This window comes from Pseudomonas sp. GW822-FHT04C11 (assembly GCF_058800905.1).
In genome coordinates, this window is the sequence record NZ_JBXAMS010000009.1 from 221734 (window position 1) to 237828 (window position 16095).

At 59.8% G+C, this 16095-nt stretch carries 15 protein-coding genes, 1 tRNA gene and 1 pseudogene; 12 read left to right on the forward strand and 5 right to left on the reverse strand.

The features are described from left to right. Positions 1-15: 15 nt before the first annotated feature. From AC1RJ3_RS17255 to AC1RJ3_RS17280, 6 genes are all read left to right on the forward strand, one after another. Positions 16-459: a hotdog fold thioesterase gene (locus AC1RJ3_RS17255; protein ID WP_054593404.1), complete on the forward strand. Its 444-nt coding sequence runs from the start codon at positions 16-18 to the stop codon at positions 457-459. A gap of 301 nt (positions 460-760) precedes the next feature. Then, the gene (locus tag AC1RJ3_RS17260; RefSeq protein WP_054593403.1) at positions 761-1567 is read left to right on the forward strand and encodes an alpha/beta fold hydrolase; all 807 of its coding nucleotides are present in this window, start codon (positions 761-763) and stop codon (positions 1565-1567) included. After that, entirely contained in the window at positions 1564-2415 is an 852-nt protein-coding gene (locus tag AC1RJ3_RS17265; RefSeq protein ID WP_493079573.1) for an alpha/beta hydrolase, read from the forward strand. Before AC1RJ3_RS17260 ends, AC1RJ3_RS17265 begins: the two co-directional genes overlap by 4 nt. 50 nt (positions 2416-2465) lie before the next feature. After that, a complete protein-coding gene (locus AC1RJ3_RS17270) occupies positions 2466-3125 on the forward strand; it encodes a glutathione S-transferase family protein (protein WP_493079574.1) in 660 nt (219 codons plus the stop codon). A 23-nt stretch (positions 3126-3148) separates the two neighbouring features. Further along, positions 3149-3955 carry a DUF4892 domain-containing protein gene (locus AC1RJ3_RS17275; RefSeq protein WP_493079575.1) on the forward strand — a complete coding sequence of 269 codons (807 nt, stop codon included), beginning with the start codon at positions 3149-3151 and terminating at the stop codon, positions 3953-3955. A 71-nt stretch (positions 3956-4026) separates the two neighbouring features. Continuing rightward, positions 4027-5079 carry an AI-2E family transporter gene (locus AC1RJ3_RS17280; RefSeq protein WP_493079576.1) on the forward strand — a complete coding sequence of 351 codons (1053 nt, stop codon included), beginning with the start codon at positions 4027-4029 and terminating at the stop codon, positions 5077-5079. A gap of 183 nt (positions 5080-5262) precedes the next feature. On the opposite strand, the gene xopAW is transcribed toward AC1RJ3_RS17280, so the two are convergent. The 3 genes from xopAW to AC1RJ3_RS17295 all read right to left on the reverse strand — a co-directional run bounded on the left by xopAW (position 5263) and on the right by AC1RJ3_RS17295 (position 7967). After that, positions 5263-6051, reverse strand: a complete 789-nt coding sequence (gene xopAW, locus AC1RJ3_RS17285) for a XopAW family type III secretion system calcium-binding effector (protein ID WP_493079577.1) — start codon at positions 6049-6051, stop codon at positions 5263-5265. 111 nt (positions 6052-6162) lie between these two features. Then, a complete protein-coding gene (locus AC1RJ3_RS17290; RefSeq protein ID WP_054593398.1) occupies positions 6163-7203 on the reverse strand; it encodes a sensor histidine kinase in 1041 nt (346 codons plus the stop codon). Continuing rightward, positions 7203-7967, reverse strand: a complete 765-nt coding sequence (locus AC1RJ3_RS17295; protein WP_347927609.1) for a response regulator — start codon at positions 7965-7967, stop codon at positions 7203-7205. The genes AC1RJ3_RS17290 and AC1RJ3_RS17295 overlap by 1 nt, the downstream gene beginning before the upstream one ends. Before the next feature lie 306 nt (positions 7968-8273). Between AC1RJ3_RS17295 and pyrF the strand changes: the two genes are divergently transcribed. Then, positions 8274-8972 carry an orotidine-5'-phosphate decarboxylase gene (gene pyrF, locus AC1RJ3_RS17300; RefSeq protein ID WP_162491267.1) on the forward strand — a complete coding sequence of 233 codons (699 nt, stop codon included), beginning with the start codon at positions 8274-8276 and terminating at the stop codon, positions 8970-8972. A 119-nt stretch (positions 8973-9091) separates the two neighbouring features. On the opposite strand, the gene AC1RJ3_RS17305 is transcribed toward pyrF, so the two are convergent. Then, positions 9092-10096, reverse strand: coding sequence for an NADP-dependent oxidoreductase (locus AC1RJ3_RS17305; RefSeq protein ID WP_054593395.1), 1005 nt, complete (start codon positions 10094-10096; stop codon positions 9092-9094). 232 nt (positions 10097-10328) lie between these two features. On the opposite strand from AC1RJ3_RS17305, the gene AC1RJ3_RS17310 reads away from it, so the two are divergent. The 4 genes and pseudogenes from AC1RJ3_RS17310 to AC1RJ3_RS17325 all read left to right on the forward strand — a co-directional run bounded on the left by AC1RJ3_RS17310 (position 10329) and on the right by AC1RJ3_RS17325 (position 14732). After that, positions 10329-11090 carry an SDR family oxidoreductase gene (locus AC1RJ3_RS17310; protein WP_103319092.1) on the forward strand — a complete coding sequence of 254 codons (762 nt, stop codon included), beginning with the start codon at positions 10329-10331 and terminating at the stop codon, positions 11088-11090. A 136-nt stretch (positions 11091-11226) separates the two neighbouring features. Next, a complete protein-coding gene (locus AC1RJ3_RS17315) occupies positions 11227-12633 on the forward strand; it encodes an aminotransferase-like domain-containing protein (RefSeq protein WP_493079578.1) in 1407 nt (468 codons plus the stop codon). A gap of 209 nt (positions 12634-12842) precedes the next feature. Continuing rightward, positions 12843-13871, forward strand: a pseudogene (locus AC1RJ3_RS17320) (HAMP domain-containing protein); the annotation flags it as partial. Continuing rightward, positions 13869-14732, forward strand: a complete 864-nt coding sequence (locus AC1RJ3_RS17325; RefSeq protein WP_493079584.1) for a methyl-accepting chemotaxis protein — start codon at positions 13869-13871, stop codon at positions 14730-14732. The pseudogene AC1RJ3_RS17320 and the gene AC1RJ3_RS17325, both read left to right, overlap by 3 nt. Positions 14733-14891: 159 nt before the next feature. On the opposite strand, the gene AC1RJ3_RS17330 is transcribed toward AC1RJ3_RS17325, so the two are convergent. After that, positions 14892-15650: a hypothetical protein gene (locus tag AC1RJ3_RS17330; protein WP_493079579.1), complete on the reverse strand. Its 759-nt coding sequence runs from the start codon at positions 15648-15650 to the stop codon at positions 14892-14894. Between the two features lie 370 nt (positions 15651-16020). Between AC1RJ3_RS17330 and AC1RJ3_RS17335 the strand changes: the two genes are divergently transcribed. Next, a tRNA-Glu gene (locus AC1RJ3_RS17335) sits at positions 16021-16093 on the forward strand. Positions 16094-16095: the final 2 nt, after the last annotated feature.

A 16095-nucleotide genomic window follows, 5' to 3' on the forward strand; every position in this document is an offset into this window, starting at 1 on the left:
ACGAAGGATGCAGTGATGACTCTGTGGCGTACCGCTCCCAACATTGAACAGCTGAACTCGATTCAGAAAAACACCATCGGCGAAGTGCTGGATATACGCTTCGAGGCGTTTGATGACGAGTCGCTGACCGCCAGCATGGTCATCGACCATCGCACCCACCAGCCCTACGGTTTGCTGCATGGCGGCGCCTCGGTGGTACTGGCCGAAACCGTCGGTTCCGCGGCCAGCTTCCTGTGCATCGACGCCAGCAAATTCTATTGCGTGGGCCTGGAAATCAACGCCAACCACTTGCGCGGCTTGCGCAGCGGTCGGGTAACGGCGGTGGCCAAACCGATCCACATCGGCCGCACCACACACGTCTGGGATATTCGCTTGAGCAGCGATGAAGGCAAGGCCAGCTGTGTGTCGCGGTTGACCATGGCAGTAGTGCCGCTGGGTGAAACACCGCCGGCTCGTTGATTTTTGAGCGAGTAAGACTCGGTGATGAGAGGGTTTACTGTGGCGAGGGAGCTTGCTCCCGCTCGGCGGCGCAGCCGTCGTAAACCTGATTGACGCGGAGTGTCTGTCGATATGCGAGCACAGGTTTTGGGGCCGCTGCGCACCCCAGCGGGAGCAAGCTCCCTCGCCACAACAGCTCGCACGGGGCTGAATTGCCCATAGCCTTGGCCTGACTGTCATCATTCCTGGCAGTTACGGTCATTGCTGTGGGCTTGCGTCTTACGGACAATCAACACCTGATTTCGTTTATGGACGCGCCGTTATGTCGCAGCAGATTTTTTTCGCCCATGCCAATGGCTTTCCTTCAGGCACCTACGGCAAGTTGTTTGCCGCGCTGGCGCCGGAGTACCAAGTCGCGCATCTGCAGCAGCACGCCCATGACCCGCGGTTCCCGGCCGACGATAACTGGCACAACCTGGTGGACGAGCTGATCCATCATCTGAAACAGCAACCCGAGCCGGTGTGGGGCGTTGGCCATTCCTTTGGTGGCGTCTTGCACCTGCACGCGGCCTTACGTTGCCCAGAGCTGTATCGTGGCGTGGTGATGCTGGATTCACCGGTGCTGACCCGCCCCGATCAATGGGTTATCCGCGCCGCCAAGCGTTTTGGCTTTATCGACCGCTTGACCCCGGCTGGTCGCACGTTGGGGCGTCGCGAGGAGTTCGCCGATCTGGAATCGGCGCGCAGCTATTTCGCCGGTAAAACCCTGTTCCGCGGTTTCGATCCGGACTGCCTCGATGCGTATTTGCAACACGGCCTGCACCAGGTTGGTGATCGCCTGCGTTTGCGCTTTGATCCGGCCACCGAGATCAGCATCTATCGTGGCGTTCCGCACACCAGTCCAGGTCGTCCTCGCCAGTTGAAAGTACCGCTGGCGGTGGTTCGTGGCCGGCAGAGCCGGGTGGTCATGCGCCATCACGCCAGCTTCGTCGGCCGTATGCCGCAAGGTGAGTCGCTGACCATGCCCGGTGGCCACATGTTTCCCCTTGAGCGCCCGCAAGACACCGCGACGTTGCTGAAAAACCTGTTCAGCCGGTGGGAAGGGCGCAACGAGCGGAGTTGCGCATGAGCAGCGTCGAAGAAGTCCGCCTGAGCCTGCCGCACATCGAGTTGGCCGCGCACCTGTTCGGCCCGGAAGACGGTCTGCCGGTGATTGCCTTGCACGGTTGGCTCGACAACGCCAACAGCTTTTCGCGCCTGGCGCCGAAGCTTGAAGGGCTGCGCATTGTCGCGCTGGACATGGCCGGCCACGGGCATTCCGGGCATCGGCCATTGGGTGCCGGTTATGCGCTGTGGGATTATGCTCACGACGTGTTGCGAGTCGCCGAACAGTTGGGCTGGAAGCGGTTTGCGCTGCTTGGCCATTCCTTGGGTGCAATCGTTTCGGTGGTGCTCGCCGGTGCCTTGCCCGAGCGCGTGACGCACCTGGCGCTGATCGACGGGGTGATTCCGCCCACTGCCGCTCACGATAACGCCGCCGAACGCATGGGCATGGCCCTGCAAGCGCAGCTGGATCTGCAAGAAAAGCGCAAACCGGTCTACCACACCCTGGATCGCGCCATCGAAGCCCGCATGAAAGGCCTGGTCGCGGTCAGTCGCGAAGCTGCCGAGTTACTCGCTCAGCGGGGATTGATGCCGGTGCCGGGCGGCTACACCTGGCGCACCGACAGTCGCCTGACGCTGGCATCGCCACTGCGCCTGACCGATGAACAGGCGATGTCCTTCGTTCAGCGAGTCAGTTGTCCTGCGCAACTGGTGGTCGCTGCTGACGGCATGCTCGCCAAACATCCAGAATTGCTGGAGCGTCTACCCTTTAGCCGTGAACAGCTGCCTGGCGGCCATCATTTGCACCTGAATGACGAGCCCGGCGCCGCCCTTGTTGCAGACTGTTTCAATCGGTTCTTCGCCGTTCCTTGACTTGCAGCGGGCAACTGTCGAGGCTGGGCGGGTTGAAATGGGAGACAACCATGATAGATCTCTACACCGCTGCGACCCCGAATGGCCACAAGGTCTCTATCGTGCTCGAGGAACTCGGCATGCCCTATACGGTGCATGTCTTGAGTTTCGACAAAAAGGAACAAAAGGCTCCAGCGTTTCTCAAGATCAATCCCAATGGCCGGATTCCGGCGATTGTCGACCGGGACAACGGTGATTTCGCCGTGTTCGAATCCGGCGCGATTCTCATCTACCTGGCTGAACTGAGCGGAAAACTGCTGCCCAAGGATCCGAAAGGACGTTCGGTGGTGATCCAGTGGCTGATGTTCCAGATGGGCGGGATTGGCCCGATGCAGGGGCAGGCCAACGTGTTTTTCCGTTATTTCCCGGAAAAGCTTCAGGGCGCCATCGACCGCTATCAGCATGAAACCCGGCGTTTGTATGAAGTGCTGAACACGCGTCTGGAAACTGTCGAGTACCTGGCCGATGGCTACAGCATTGCCGACATCGCCACTTATCCGTGGGTCCGTGGCCATGAGTGGTCTGGCGTTTCGGTGGACGGTTTACCCGCCTTGCAACGCTGGATGGCGGCGATGGAAGCTCGCCCGGCCGTGCAGCGTGGCTTGCAGATTCCGCCGCGTAACGACGACGCGAATGTCGTCAAAGGCGCTCAGGCCATGCTGATCCGATGAGAGTACCTTCAAGGTTGAACAGCATGCGCTTGATCTGTTTGTTGGGGCTGGGGTGTTTCAGTTCGCTGGTGTTTGCCGCCGATGTACCGGGAAGTCACGATTTGCCGCTGGTGCCGCGTCTGGCCGATGCGCAGATCGTTGACTATCGCCCAACTGCCGAGCTTGAACGGATCTATCCCATGGGCTCGATCCGCAAAATCAGCGGCCAATTGCGTTTCGATGGCCAGGTCAGTGCCCGCGGAAAAGTGACCTCGGTGACCTACGAATTGCCGCCAGAACATTCGTCCACCGAGGCCTTCACCCTAGCTCGCGAAGCCTTGCAGAAACAGGGGGCCGAACTGCTGTTCTGGTGCCAGGCCCGTGATTGCGGCGAAAGCAGCCTGTGGGCCAATCAAGTGTTCGGCAACGCCAAGCTCTATGGCGCCGACGATCAACAGGCTTATCTGTTGTTGCGACTTGCGGCACCGCAGGACAACTCGCTGTTGGCGCTTTACAGCATCACTCGGGGCAATCGAAAAGCCTATCTGCACGTCGAGCAGTTCGACGCCAGCACGCCATTGGGCGAGTTGTTGCCGACCTCGGCGACGCTATTGCGTCAGCTCAAGGACACCGGCGTGCTGGACCTGCCGCGGCTGACGGGGGAGCCGCAACCGATTTGGCTGACGTTGCTGTCGCGCGGCTTGAACCTCGATACGACTTTGCGCGTCAGTGTTTCCGGAGCCAACGCCGAAGCCTGGCGTCAGGCGCTGGTCGGGCAGGGCGTGCGTGCGGCGCGGATGGAGCTCGGCAATGTGCCGGCAACTGGTCTGCACATCGAGTTCCTGCGATAGTTTTTCCCTCGGCGAACGTGCCATTGGCCGTTCGCCTACTCTTTGTTGATTGACCTTGCTCGAGACTTTTCATGATCAATAACGATCGCCTGTTGGTGCAGATCCTGCTCCTGGTGTTGTTCGGTGCCAGCTTCTGGGTGATGGCGCCCTTTTGGTCGGCGCTGTTCTGGGGCGCGGTGCTGGCGTTCGCCAGTTGGCCGCTGATGCGCTTGCTGACTCGCTGGCTCAATGGTCACGAATCCCTCGCGGCGGCGTTGCTGACGCTGGGCTGGATGGTACTGGTGGCGGTGCCGTTGGTGTGGCTCGGTTTTAACCTGGCCGATCATGTGCGCGATGCCACGGTGTTCATCAAGGACGTTCAGGTTGACGGCTTGCCGGCGGCACCGGTGTGGCTGGCCGGGATTCCGCTGGTTGGCGAGCGGCTGGTTGGGCTCTGGAACAGCCTTGATCAGCAAGGCGCGGCGCTGTTGTTGGCGGTCAAACCCTATCTGGGACAGGTCGGCAACTGGTTGTTGGCGCGCAGTGCGCAGATCGGCGGAGGGATTCTCGAGCTGACCTTGAGCATCGTTTTCGTGTTCTTTTTCTATCGGGACGGCCCACGGTTGGCGATGTTTGCTCACCGTCTGCTGGAACGGCTGATCGGCGAGCGTGCCGGTTATTACATCGAGCTGGTCGCCGGAACGGTGCAGCGGGTGGTCAACGGGGTTATCGGCACTGCCGCCGCCCAGGCGATCCTGGCGCTGATCGGCTTCCTGATTGCCGGTATTCCGGGCGCACTGGTGCTGAGTATCGTCACCTTCCTGCTCAGCCTGATCCCCATGGGCCCGCCGTTGGTGTGGATTCCGGCGACGGCCTGGCTGGCCTGGAAGGGCGAGTACGGTATGGCGGTGTTCCTCGGCATTTGGGGCACGTTTATCATCAGCGGCGTCGATAACGTGCTCAAGCCCTACCTGATCAGCCGTGGCGGCAACTTGCCGTTGGTGATCGTGCTGCTTGGGGTGTTTGGCGGGTTGATCGCCTTTGGCTTTATCGGCTTGTTCATCGGTCCGACCTTGTTGGCCGTGGCGTACAGCCTGTTGACCGACTGGAGTAACAGTCAGGGGCGGGTTGAAGAAAAGCGTTGATCAATTGTGGTGAGGGGGCTTGTCCTAATGCCGATCAGTTAAGCCGAATACTGAACCTGTGGCGAGGGAGCTTGTCGGAACGCCGCACCGTCCCGCTGGGGCGCGAAGCGGCCCTAAAAATGGGACTGCTACGCAGTCCAGCGGGAGCAAGCTCCCTCGCCACAGGTTATGGGTTCAATAGCCTCAGGCCGCGGCGCTCAGGTTTTTGCTTGAGTTCAGGGTATTGGCCTGCGAGTACTGCTGGTTCATGCTGACGATCAATTTGCTCAGCGCCTCGGCTACTGCGCCTTGATCGATGGTGCCGCTGTTCTGGCTGTTGTCCGTGTCGAGCATCTTCAGCAGAGCCGCACCATTGTCGGTGCTGCTGGTGGACGAGGTCGCGGCCAGGGCGCTACTCAGTTCGCTGGTGCTGATGCTGCCATCACCATTCGTGTCGAGCTGGCCAAACAGGGACTGGCTGGACAGTTGTTGTGGCGGCTGAGGCGGCGTGAGGGCGGCAACCAGCTCGTCCTTGCTCACGCTCCCGTCGTTGTTCGTGTCCAGCGCCGCAAACAGGCTCTTGCTGTCGGCAGTACTGTCGGCTTTCGTCAGACCCGCGCTCAGCTCATCGCTGCTGATGCTGCCATTACTGTTGCTGTCCAGAAGACTGAGCATGCTGTCGGCCAGTTCGGTGCTGGGCGGCTGATCATTATGGGCTTGGCAGGACGATGGCGTCATGGCGGCCATTTCCTGGCTGCTCAGACCTCCACTGTTATCGCTGTCCAGGCTGCTGAATTGCTGGCTCAGGCTGTTCAGTACGCGGCTGTCGCTTTTCTTCGTCAGGGCGCTGTTCAGCTCATCCTTGGAAACGGTTCCATCACCATTCGTGTCGAGCTTGGCAAACAACTCTTTCTGACGCTGCTGGAGTCGGGCGGTATAGGCCGCACTGGTGGCGCTGGTATAGCTGGAGTTACTGCTGACGCTGCCGATCATGGGCTCACTCCCTGGATGGATAAAACCGGTGAAGGCACCGGCCCATGCAGCCTCGAGGGAGCAGTTGTCGTGGGTATGTGGAATTTGTACGAATCAGCACACAGAGTCTGTTCAGACCCGTGGCAGGCAGACCACGGCAGTCAGGCCGCCGCCTGGGGTTTCTTCCAGGCTTAATGCTCCGCCCAGCCGTTGAGCAGCTTCGCGGGCGATGGTCATGCCCAGTCCAATGCCGCCAGAGTTGCGATTGCGTGAACCTTCCAGGCGAAAGAACGGCTCGAACACGGCTTCGCGTTTGTCGGCGTTGATCCCCGGGCCATGGTCGATCACTCGAATGATCAACTGTTCACGGCTGTCTTCAAGGGTGATCAGTGCCTGGCCGGCGTACCGCAAGGCATTGTCCAGCAAGTTGTTGATGCACGACCGCAGGGCCATCGGTTGAACCTGCAACGGTGCGCAGTGCCCACTGGCCTGCACGTCAGCGCCTTGATCCTGGGCGTTTTCGCAGAGTGATTCGATCAGCGCCTGCACGTCCATCCACTGCAGGGCTTCGCTGGTACGTTGTTCGTGCAGGTAGCTGAGGGTCGCATCGAGCATGCGAATCATGTCGTCGAGGTCTTGCCGCATCTGCCCTTGCAGCTTGATGTCGTCGATCTGCTCCAGGCGCAACTTGAGCCGCGACAGTGGCGTACGCAGGTCATGGGAAACGGCGCCGAGCATCCGCGAGCGCTGCTGCACCTGCTCACGGATACGCTTCTGCATCAGGTTGAAGGTGTGCGCCGCCTGCCGTGATTCTCGGGGGCCGGACTCATCAAGCGGTGGGCTGTCGAGGTTTTCGCTGAGGCTCTCGGCGGCCGCGCTCAAGCGTTGAATCGGCCGGGACAGCAGTTTTGCGCCGTACCAGGCGGCGATTACCAACGAGATGAGCTGAAAGGTCAGCGGTACGATCGGGCCGCCAAACCAGGGCCGCGGTGGTCTGTGTTTGAAGGGCGGTGGCGGCTGCCCATTGAACCCGGCGGAAAACTCCGGCGGTGGCGGGGGCGGGGGATGGCCGTAATGGTGAAACCAGAAGAACGCCAGAAGGTGCGCCAGGATAATCGCCAGCAACAACACGCCAAACAGGCGGCCGAACAGCGTATCGAAGCGCGCACGCATCAGCCGATGTCTCGGGCGTCGAACAGGTAACCTTCGCCGCGAACGGTTTTGATCAACTGGGGTGATTTGGGATCGTCACCGAGCTTTTGTCGCAGGCGCGAGACCAGCAGATCGATACTGCGATCGAACGCTTCGATCGAGCGTCCACGAGCGGCATCCAGTAATTGCTCGCGGCTGAGCACTCGTCGCGGGCGTTCGATGAATACCCAGAGCAAGCGGAATTCGGCGTTCGACAGCGGCACCACCAGGCCATCGACGGAGATCAACTGACGCAGCACGCTATTGAGGCGCCAGTTGTCGAAGCGAATGTTGGCGCGTTGTTCGGCACGGTCATCGCGCACGCGGCGCAGGATGGTTTGAATCCGCGCGACCAGCTCTCGTGGCTCGAACGGCTTGGCCATGTAATCGTCGGCCCCCAGTTCCAGGCCGATGATGCGGTCGGTGGGTTCGCAGCGGGCGGTGAGCATCAGGATCGGGATGTCCGATTCGGCGCGCAGCCAGCGGCACAGCGACAGACCGTCTTCGCCGGGCAGCATCAGGTCCAGCACCACCACGTCGTAATGCTCCGCTTGCAGCGCCAGGCGCATGGCGGCACCGTCGGTAACGCCGCTGGCGTGGATGTTGAAGCGGGCCAGGTAGTCGATCAGCAGTTCGCGGATTGGAACGTCGTCGTCAACGATCAGCGCGCGGGTGTTCCAGCGTTTGTCTTCGCCGGCTGCGGGGGCTTTTTGATCATCGTTCAGAGGAGCAGGGCTATTTTGCATGCGTACGTTCATCTGCCAGAGAGGCTGCCAACCACAAAAGATGGGCTGCGAGGTTGTGGCTTCAGCATAAGGCGTCCGGCCGTGAGGCGGGAAGTGCTGTAGGAAGTCTTGCGGTTGCCGAGGGTAGCCTTGGGCGGTGTTGAGGGCGTGTCGTGAGTGTATCTGTTTCGACACAATTGCCAGGCGTGCAGGGCTTATCATCCACCAACCGGCACTGTTGAAGATGATTTACCGATCATCGGGTCCCGGACGGGCTCGCGTTCCGCTACAATGCGCGCCGATTTCGACTTGCCTGAGAGCCCACTCATGTCCGCCTGCCAGACTCCTATCATCGTCGCCCTGGATTTCCCTACCCGTGACGCCGCACTGAAGCTGGCCGACCAGTTGGACCCGAAACTGTGCCGGGTCAAAGTCGGTAAGGAACTGTTCACCAGCTGCGCTTCGGAAATCGTCGGGACCTTGCGTGACAAGGGCTTCGAGGTGTTTCTCGACCTTAAATTCCATGACATTCCGAACACCACCGCGATGGCCGTCAAGGCGGCTGCGGAAATGGGCGTGTGGATGGTCAACGTGCATTGCTCCGGCGGCCTGCGCATGATGGCGGCCTGTCGCGAGGTGCTCGACCAGCGCAGCGGTCCTAAACCACTGTTGATCGGCGTGACCGTGCTGACCAGCATGGAGCGTGAGGATCTGGCCGGGATTGGCCTGGACATCGAGCCACAGGAGCAAGTATTGCGTCTGGCGGCACTGGCAGAAAAAGCCGGGATGGATGGCCTGGTGTGCTCGGCGCTCGAGGCATCGGCGTTGAAAGCGGCGCATCCGTCGCTGCAACTGGTGACGCCGGGGATCCGTCCGGCGGGCAGCGCCCAGGACGATCAGCGTCGCATCCTGACACCGCGCCAGGCCCTGGATGCCGGTTCCGACTATCTGGTGATCGGCCGTCCGATCAGTCAGGCAGCCGACCCGGCCAAGGCCTTGGCCGACGTCGTGGCCGAACTGGCTTAAGCGCAGCCCGGTAAAACCAATCGCGGGCAAGCCTTGCTCCTACAGTATTGATGTCGTGCGCGGATGATGCGACCGACAGATGACCTGTAGGAGCAAGGCTTGCCCGCGATGCTTTTGGGCTACACCTTCAACACCAGCTTCCCAAAATTCTCACCGCTGAACAGCTTCATCAGCGTTTCCGGGAATGTCTCCAGCCCTTCGACGATGTCTTCCTTGCTCTTGAGCTGTCCCTTGGCCATCCACCCGGCCATTTCCTGTCCCGCAGCAGCGAACTGCGCGGCGTAATCCATCACCACAAAGCCTTCCATCCGCGCACGGTTGACCAGCAGCGATAGATAATTGGCCGGGCCTTTGACCGCTTCCTTGTTGTTGTACTGGCTGATGGCGCCGCAGATCACCACGCGGGCCTTCATGTTCAGGCGGCTGAGCACGGCGTCGAGAATATCCCCGCCGACGTTATCGAAATACACGTCTACGCCTTTCGGGCATTCGCGCTTGAGGCCGGCAACCACGTCTTCGTGCTTGTAGTCGATGGCGCCGTCGAAGCCCAGTTCGTCAATCAGGAACCTGCACTTGTCCGCGCCGCCGGCGATACCCACCACGCGGCAGCCTTTGATCTTGGCAATCTGCCCGGCAATGCTGCCTACCGCGCCGGCTGCACCCGACAGCACCACGGTCTCCCCGGCCTTCGGTGCGCCGACGTCGAGCAGCGCGAAGTAAGCGGTCATGCCGGTCATGCCCAGTGCTGACAAATAACGCGGCAATGGCGCCAGTTTCGGATCGACCTTGTAGAAACCTCGAGGCTCCCCAAGGAAGTAATCCTGTACGCCCAGCGCACCGTTGACGTAATCGCCCACGGCAAAGCCCGGGTTGTTCGAGGCAATCACTTTGCCCACGCCGAGTGCGCGCATGACTTCGCCGATGCCCACAGGCGGGATGTAGGACTTGCCTTCGTTCATCCAGCCACGCATGGCCGGGTCCAGCGACAAGTACTCGTTCTTGACCAGAATCTGGCCCGCAGCCGGCTCGCCGACAGGGACTTGCTGATAGGTAAAGGTCTCGCGGGTCGCAGCTCCCACCGGGCGTTTGGCGAGCAGGAATTGACGGTTGATCTGGGCAGTCATGGCGGGCACTCAAAGTTGAATGAAGTCTGATTGATAGACCCTCATGGCGGTTGTCGCAAGGTTTGCTGACGCAGCGAATACAGTCCGATCCAAAGGAGTGATAGTCGGGCGGGGATCTTCATCACCGCAACTCATAAGCAATCAACCGGCCCTCTGATAGTGCTGCCGCGTGACGGGGCAGGGTGCTTAGACTGCGAAAACGAGATCACCCACATCTTTCGAGGACCTAACAATGAGCATGACGTTTTCCGGCCAGGTTGCGTTGGTGACAGGGGCTGCCGCCGGTATTGGCCGCGCAACCGCCCAGGCGTTTGCTGCCGAGGGATTGAAAGTGGTGGTCGCGGACCTTGATGTGGCTGGCGGCGAAGGTACCGCCGAGCTGATTCGGGCTGCCGGTGGCGAAGCGGTTTTCGTGCAGTGCAACGTGACCCTGGAGAGCGATGTCCAGAATCTGATGGCGAAGGCGGTGAGCACTTATGGTCGCGTCGACTACGCCTTCAACAATGCCGGGATCGAAATCGAAAAGGGCAAGCTCGCCGAAGGCACGCTCGATGAGTTCGACGCGATCATGGGCGTCAACGTCAAGGGCGTCTGGTTGTGCATGAAGTACCAACTGCCGCTGATGCTGGCGCAAGGTGGCGGCGCGATCGTCAATACCGCTTCGGTGGCCGGGCTTGGCGCGGCGCCGAAGATGAGTATTTATGCGGCGTCCAAGCACGCGGTCATCGGCCTGACCAAATCGGCAGCCATCGAATACGCGAAGAAGAAAATTCGCGTGAATGCAGTCTGTCCGGCGGTTATCGACACCGACATGTTCCGTCGTGCCTATGAAGCCGATCCGAAGAAAGCCGATTTTGCCGCCGCCATGCACCCGGTGGGACGTATCGGCAAGGTCGAGGAAATTGCCAGTGCGGTGTTGTATCTGTGCAGCGATGGGGCGGCGTTCACCACCGGGCACTCGCTGGCGGTGGATGGCGGGGTGACGGCGTTCTGAGGGTTTGCCTGCGACGTCGCGCCGGACATTGTGTTTCAAGGGGTTAGAGGAGGGTGTTTTAGCGGCGTTGTCGCACATCTTCATGCGAGCGCCTGTGCTTAACTGGCCCCAGAAAAACAGTTGGAGTGGGTCTCTCATGGAATTGAGAATCGATCGGCAGGCGTTGGTGCCCGTCGTGCAGCAAATTGTTGATGCCCTCGCTGGCTGGATTCGCCAAAGTGCCATTGAGCCCGGAACGCGTTTGCCGTCCATTCGACAACTGGCCCGGGAAAACCTGCTCAGTCAGTCCAGTGTCATCGAGGCGTATGAGCGCATGGTCGCCCAAGGCGTGCTGGCGTCGCGTCATGGCTCGGGGTTTTTCGTTGCCGGGCCTTTGGGTGCGCCCCATCGTTGCGCTGACCTAGCGGGCCCCATGGCGGCTGACGCAAACAGTGTCGGGTTGGTCGACGACCCGTTGGGCATGTTGCCGCTGGGGCGTGGTGGTCTGCCCGAAAGCTGGCGCGAGAGCGACGATCTCAGTTATGCCATTCGCCAGGTTTCGCGTACCGACATGGCCGGACTGTTCAACTACAGCCCTTCATACGGGTTGCCGGTCTTGCGCCAACAGATCCTCAAACGCTTGCAACAGATGAGTATTACCGTCGATGAGAACCAGGTTCTCACTACTACGGGAGCTACTCACGGGCTTGATCTGATCGTACGGACGCTGCTCAAGCCGGGTGATTGCGTGGTGGTCGAAAGTCCGGGGTATTCGAATCTGTTCAAGCTGCTCAAGTTGCATGGTGTCAGGTTGCTGGAAGTACCAAGGACCTCTCGCGGCCCGGACATTGAAGTGCTTGAGGCCTTGTTGAGCGCGAACAATCCCCGTGCGTTGTTCATCAATAGCCTGTTCCACAATCCGACCGGCAGTAGCCTGGCACCCGCCGTTGCGCAACGGATTCTGCAATTGGCCAAGCGTCATGAGTTAATCATCGTCGAGGATGACGTCTACGCTGACTTCCAGGGCAGTGCCGGCACCCGCCTGGCGGCAGTGGACGCGGGTCAGAGCGTGGTCTATGTCGGCAGCTTTTCGAAAACCCTCAGCAGTTCGCTGCGGGTCGGTTATGTCGTGGCCAGCGCTGCAATCATTGCGCGCCTGGCAGACATGAAGATGATTACCAGCCTGGGAGCTTCGCGGTTTTGCGAGTCGGTGCTGAGCAGTCTTTTGGCCAATGGCGCCTATCGCAAACTGGTACAGCGCCAGCGTCAGCGATTGAAGCGGGATATGGCGGCGACATTGCTGGTGCTTGAAGACGCCGACTGGGAGGTGTTCGGCAAGCCTGCGGGCGGGTTGTACATTTGGGCCCGACCACGAGAGCACGAATCGGCATGGGTGCGCACGCTGGCTCACTCATTCGGTATCGTGCTGTCCTCCAGGACGGCCTTCAGCCCCAGTGGCGAGACCATCGATTGGCTGCGTATCAATGTGGCTTATGCCAACGATCCTCGGGCACAGGCGTTTTTTCAGGCGTGCGCCTTACCGGATCGACTTCGACCGTTCTGAAAACGACTCACGCGTAGCTTTTTGCCATTATCGCGGCGCCAAAGGCTTGTGCTTGGGTGCACCCCATTGCGAATCTGCAACAACAGAAAATGGTCGTGTTGCCATTGAGTATGGGAAGGGGGTTACGAGCAATGATTTCGGCCGTGCAAGGACGTTTTGCCAACCTCGGTATGGCAAAAAAACTGGGTGTCGGTTTTATTCTGGTCCTGATGTTGACGGCCGTGGTGGCCGCTATCGGCGTCTGGTCCTTGCAAACCATCAGCCAGCGCTTCGACGGGCTCAAGCAGATGTCGTCGCTCAACAGTGGCCTGCTCAAGGTGCGTTTGCTTGAGCAGGAATACGCCTTGCACAGTGATCCGAAAACCGTCGATGCCTTGCACAAGGGTGTTGACGCGTTGGTCGCCCTCGCAACGCAACTCAAGGCTCAGTCGGCAGCTAACGTTCCGGTGATGAATGATGTCGAGCAGTCGCTGGGGGCTTACCGCAAAGCCTTCGATGAATTCGTCGAACTGACCCAGTCCAAGGAACTGGCGCTGGAAATGGCCAGTTGGTCGGTGTCCAGCGTGGCCAATAACCTTGATGTGCTGCAAGCTGGCCTTGCCGACGATGGTGCTTATGCGCTCAAGGATACGCAAGGCAAGGAGGGCGCTGAGTTTATCGAGCAGGCCAATCAGGTCAGTCAGGTATCGAGGCTGATGTTGCAGGCCATGAATGAGGCGCGAGTGCGCCTGGATCAAAGCCGCAAGGCCAGTGATGAAAGTGCCGAGCAAGGCAAGATTGAACAGGCCGACCAGGCATTGACCCAGGTTGAGGCATTGAAGAGCGCGGTCAAGGATGCGGGCTACCAGACAGTGCTCAACGAAGTGGCCGGGCATATCGCCAGTTTCAGCGAAAAACTTGCCGAGTACACGGGACTGCTGAGTCAGGAGAAAAAGGTCTATCAGCAGTTGCATGAGCGCGCCGCCGAAGTGGTGCAGCGGGTCGACCAGGCTTACGCGGCCGAGGACCAGTCGATGCAGGCAGAACTGAAGAAGAATTCGGTGTTGATCATTGCGTCTTCGGCGCTTGCGTTGCTGGTCGGGCTGATTGCCGCGTGGGTGATTACTCGCTTGATCGTTGCGCCACTGCGCAGTGTGATTCTCGTCGCCCAGAAAATTGCGGCGGGCGATCTGAGCGCGACCGTGCAGGTGACACGGCGTGATGAAATCGGCCAGTTGATGCAGGCCATGCAGCAAATGGGCGCGGGGTTGAGCAGCATTGTCAGCGGCTTGCAGGCGGGTATCGAGCAGCTTGCGAATTCCGCGCAATCGCTCTCGGCGGTGACCGAGCAAACCAACCTGGAAGTCAGCAGCCAGAAAGAAGAGACCGAGCAAGTTGCCACCGCGATGAATCAGATGACCGCGACCGTGCATGACGTTGCGCGCAATGCCGAGGAAGCTGCACTGGCAGCGCAGACGGCAGACGGCAAGGTCGAAACCGGTCAGCAGGTCGTGCGTCAGAGTATGCAGCGCATCGAGCAACTGGCTGACTCGGCGACGTCGGCCAGCTCCAGCATCGAAAGCCTCAGTGCGGAAATCCAGAACATTGGCACTGTCCTCAGCGTGATCAAGAGCGTTGCCGAGCAGACCAACCTGCTGGCACTCAATGCGGCCATCGAGGCAGCGCGAGCGGGTGAGCAGGGCAGGGGCTTTGCCGTGGTTGCCGATGAAGTCCGGGCCCTGGCCAAGCGTACCCAGCAATCCACAGAAGAAATCGAACGTCTGGTGAGTGCCTTGCGTTCCGCTGCGCAGGCATCGGTGCAGCAAATACAGAGCAGCGGTGAGTTGGTCAAGCTCGCCGTCAGTGATGCGCTACAGACCGAGAGTGCGCTGGGCAGTATCGCTGCGGCGGTCTCGCTGATTCAGCAGATGAACCAGCAGATCGCTGCAGCGGCCGAACAACAGAGTTCGGTTGCCGAAGAGATCAATCGTAGCGTGACCAGCATCCGTGCCAGTGCCGATCAATCCTCGGTGGCCATGCAAGGCAATGCCACGTCGAGTATCGAACTGGCGCAATTGGGGATTGAGCTGAAGGGGATGGTGGGGCATTTCAGATTGTAAGCGTGTGTGGCGAAGGAGCTTGTGCTCCCGTCAGCACGGTCCGTGCTCGGGTGCAGCAGTTGTACAGCGGTACTTGCGGTCTGACTGAACTGAGCGAAGGGGGAGGGTCGCTTCGCGACCCAGCGGGAGCAAGCTCCCTCGCCACGGGTGTTACCACTATCAGTCGTAGATAGCTTTCTTCTTCCAGTCTGCGTCGGCTTCCACGTCCTTGAGGCCTTCGGTCAACTCGTTAACTTCGCCTTCCACCGGTGCAATGTTGGTCAGCACCATGGAGTTGGCGCGCGCCAACAGTTTTTCCAGGTACTGCAACTGCTCGCTGTAAACCTGCGGGTCTTGCTGTTTGCGCAAGTACTGCACGCCACGTTCGAACGCCAGGCGGGCTTGCCCAGGTTGTTCCTGCTGCAGCGCATGTTGACCGAGGTTGTTGAAGAACTCGATGTGCAGCAATACCAGGATGTGGCGAACTTCACGAATCCAGCGCTTGGCTTCGTTGGTTGGCAGGAAACCGTCCTGTGCTGCGCGAGTGATCTGGCCATGCAAGGCTTCAAGCAAAAAGCGTATGTCCTTGGCCTTGGCTTCAGTCTGGATCGGTGCCGGTGGGTTGTTGACCGGAATCGATTCACCTCGTGCGACCAGTGCACGCAGTTCCTCGATGCGGGCTTTGGCCGTCGAATTGGTTTTATCCAGATTGAGCAGGCGTTGGCAGACGTTGAGTTCCAGTCGCGTCAGCAGCAGCTTGAGCGCCGGAGTCATCAGCTGGCCAGGGAAGGTCTCGGTGATTTCGCCACAGCGGCGCAATCGATCATTGAGTTCGACCTTGGTGCGGGCCTTTTCCAGTTTATTGTTTTCCACCACATGGTTCATGTAGCCAATGGCGATCAATATTGCGATCCCGACTATTACTAGCAGGGTGATCATGAGTGGTGTCACCGTGAAGACCTCTTTATAGGGTTTGCGTGCGAGTGTAGTGGCTAAGCCTGGGGGCGCATAGGGTGGCGCGACGAGTTGGATCGAGCCTTTGCGCTGTCTATATAGGCAATGTGTGGGTGGGTGCACATTGCCATCATCTGCTGGAGAGGACTATAGCGCCTTGGCGAGTGACAGAATATAGGCGTCAAACCCCGGTCGGACGAAAACCCGGAATTGCCCCTTAAAGGGGGGCGAAGTCATTGATTTAAATAAATTTATAGTTGGGGGTTGACGACCCCTCAATCCATCCATAGAATGCGCGCCACTTACAGCGGAAAGCACACAGCGAAACGCGGTAGGGAGTGAATGTTGTACGTGTGTCCCCTTCGTCTAGTGGCCTAGGACACCGCCCTTTCACGGCGGTAACAGGGGTTCGAGTCCCCTAGGGGACGCC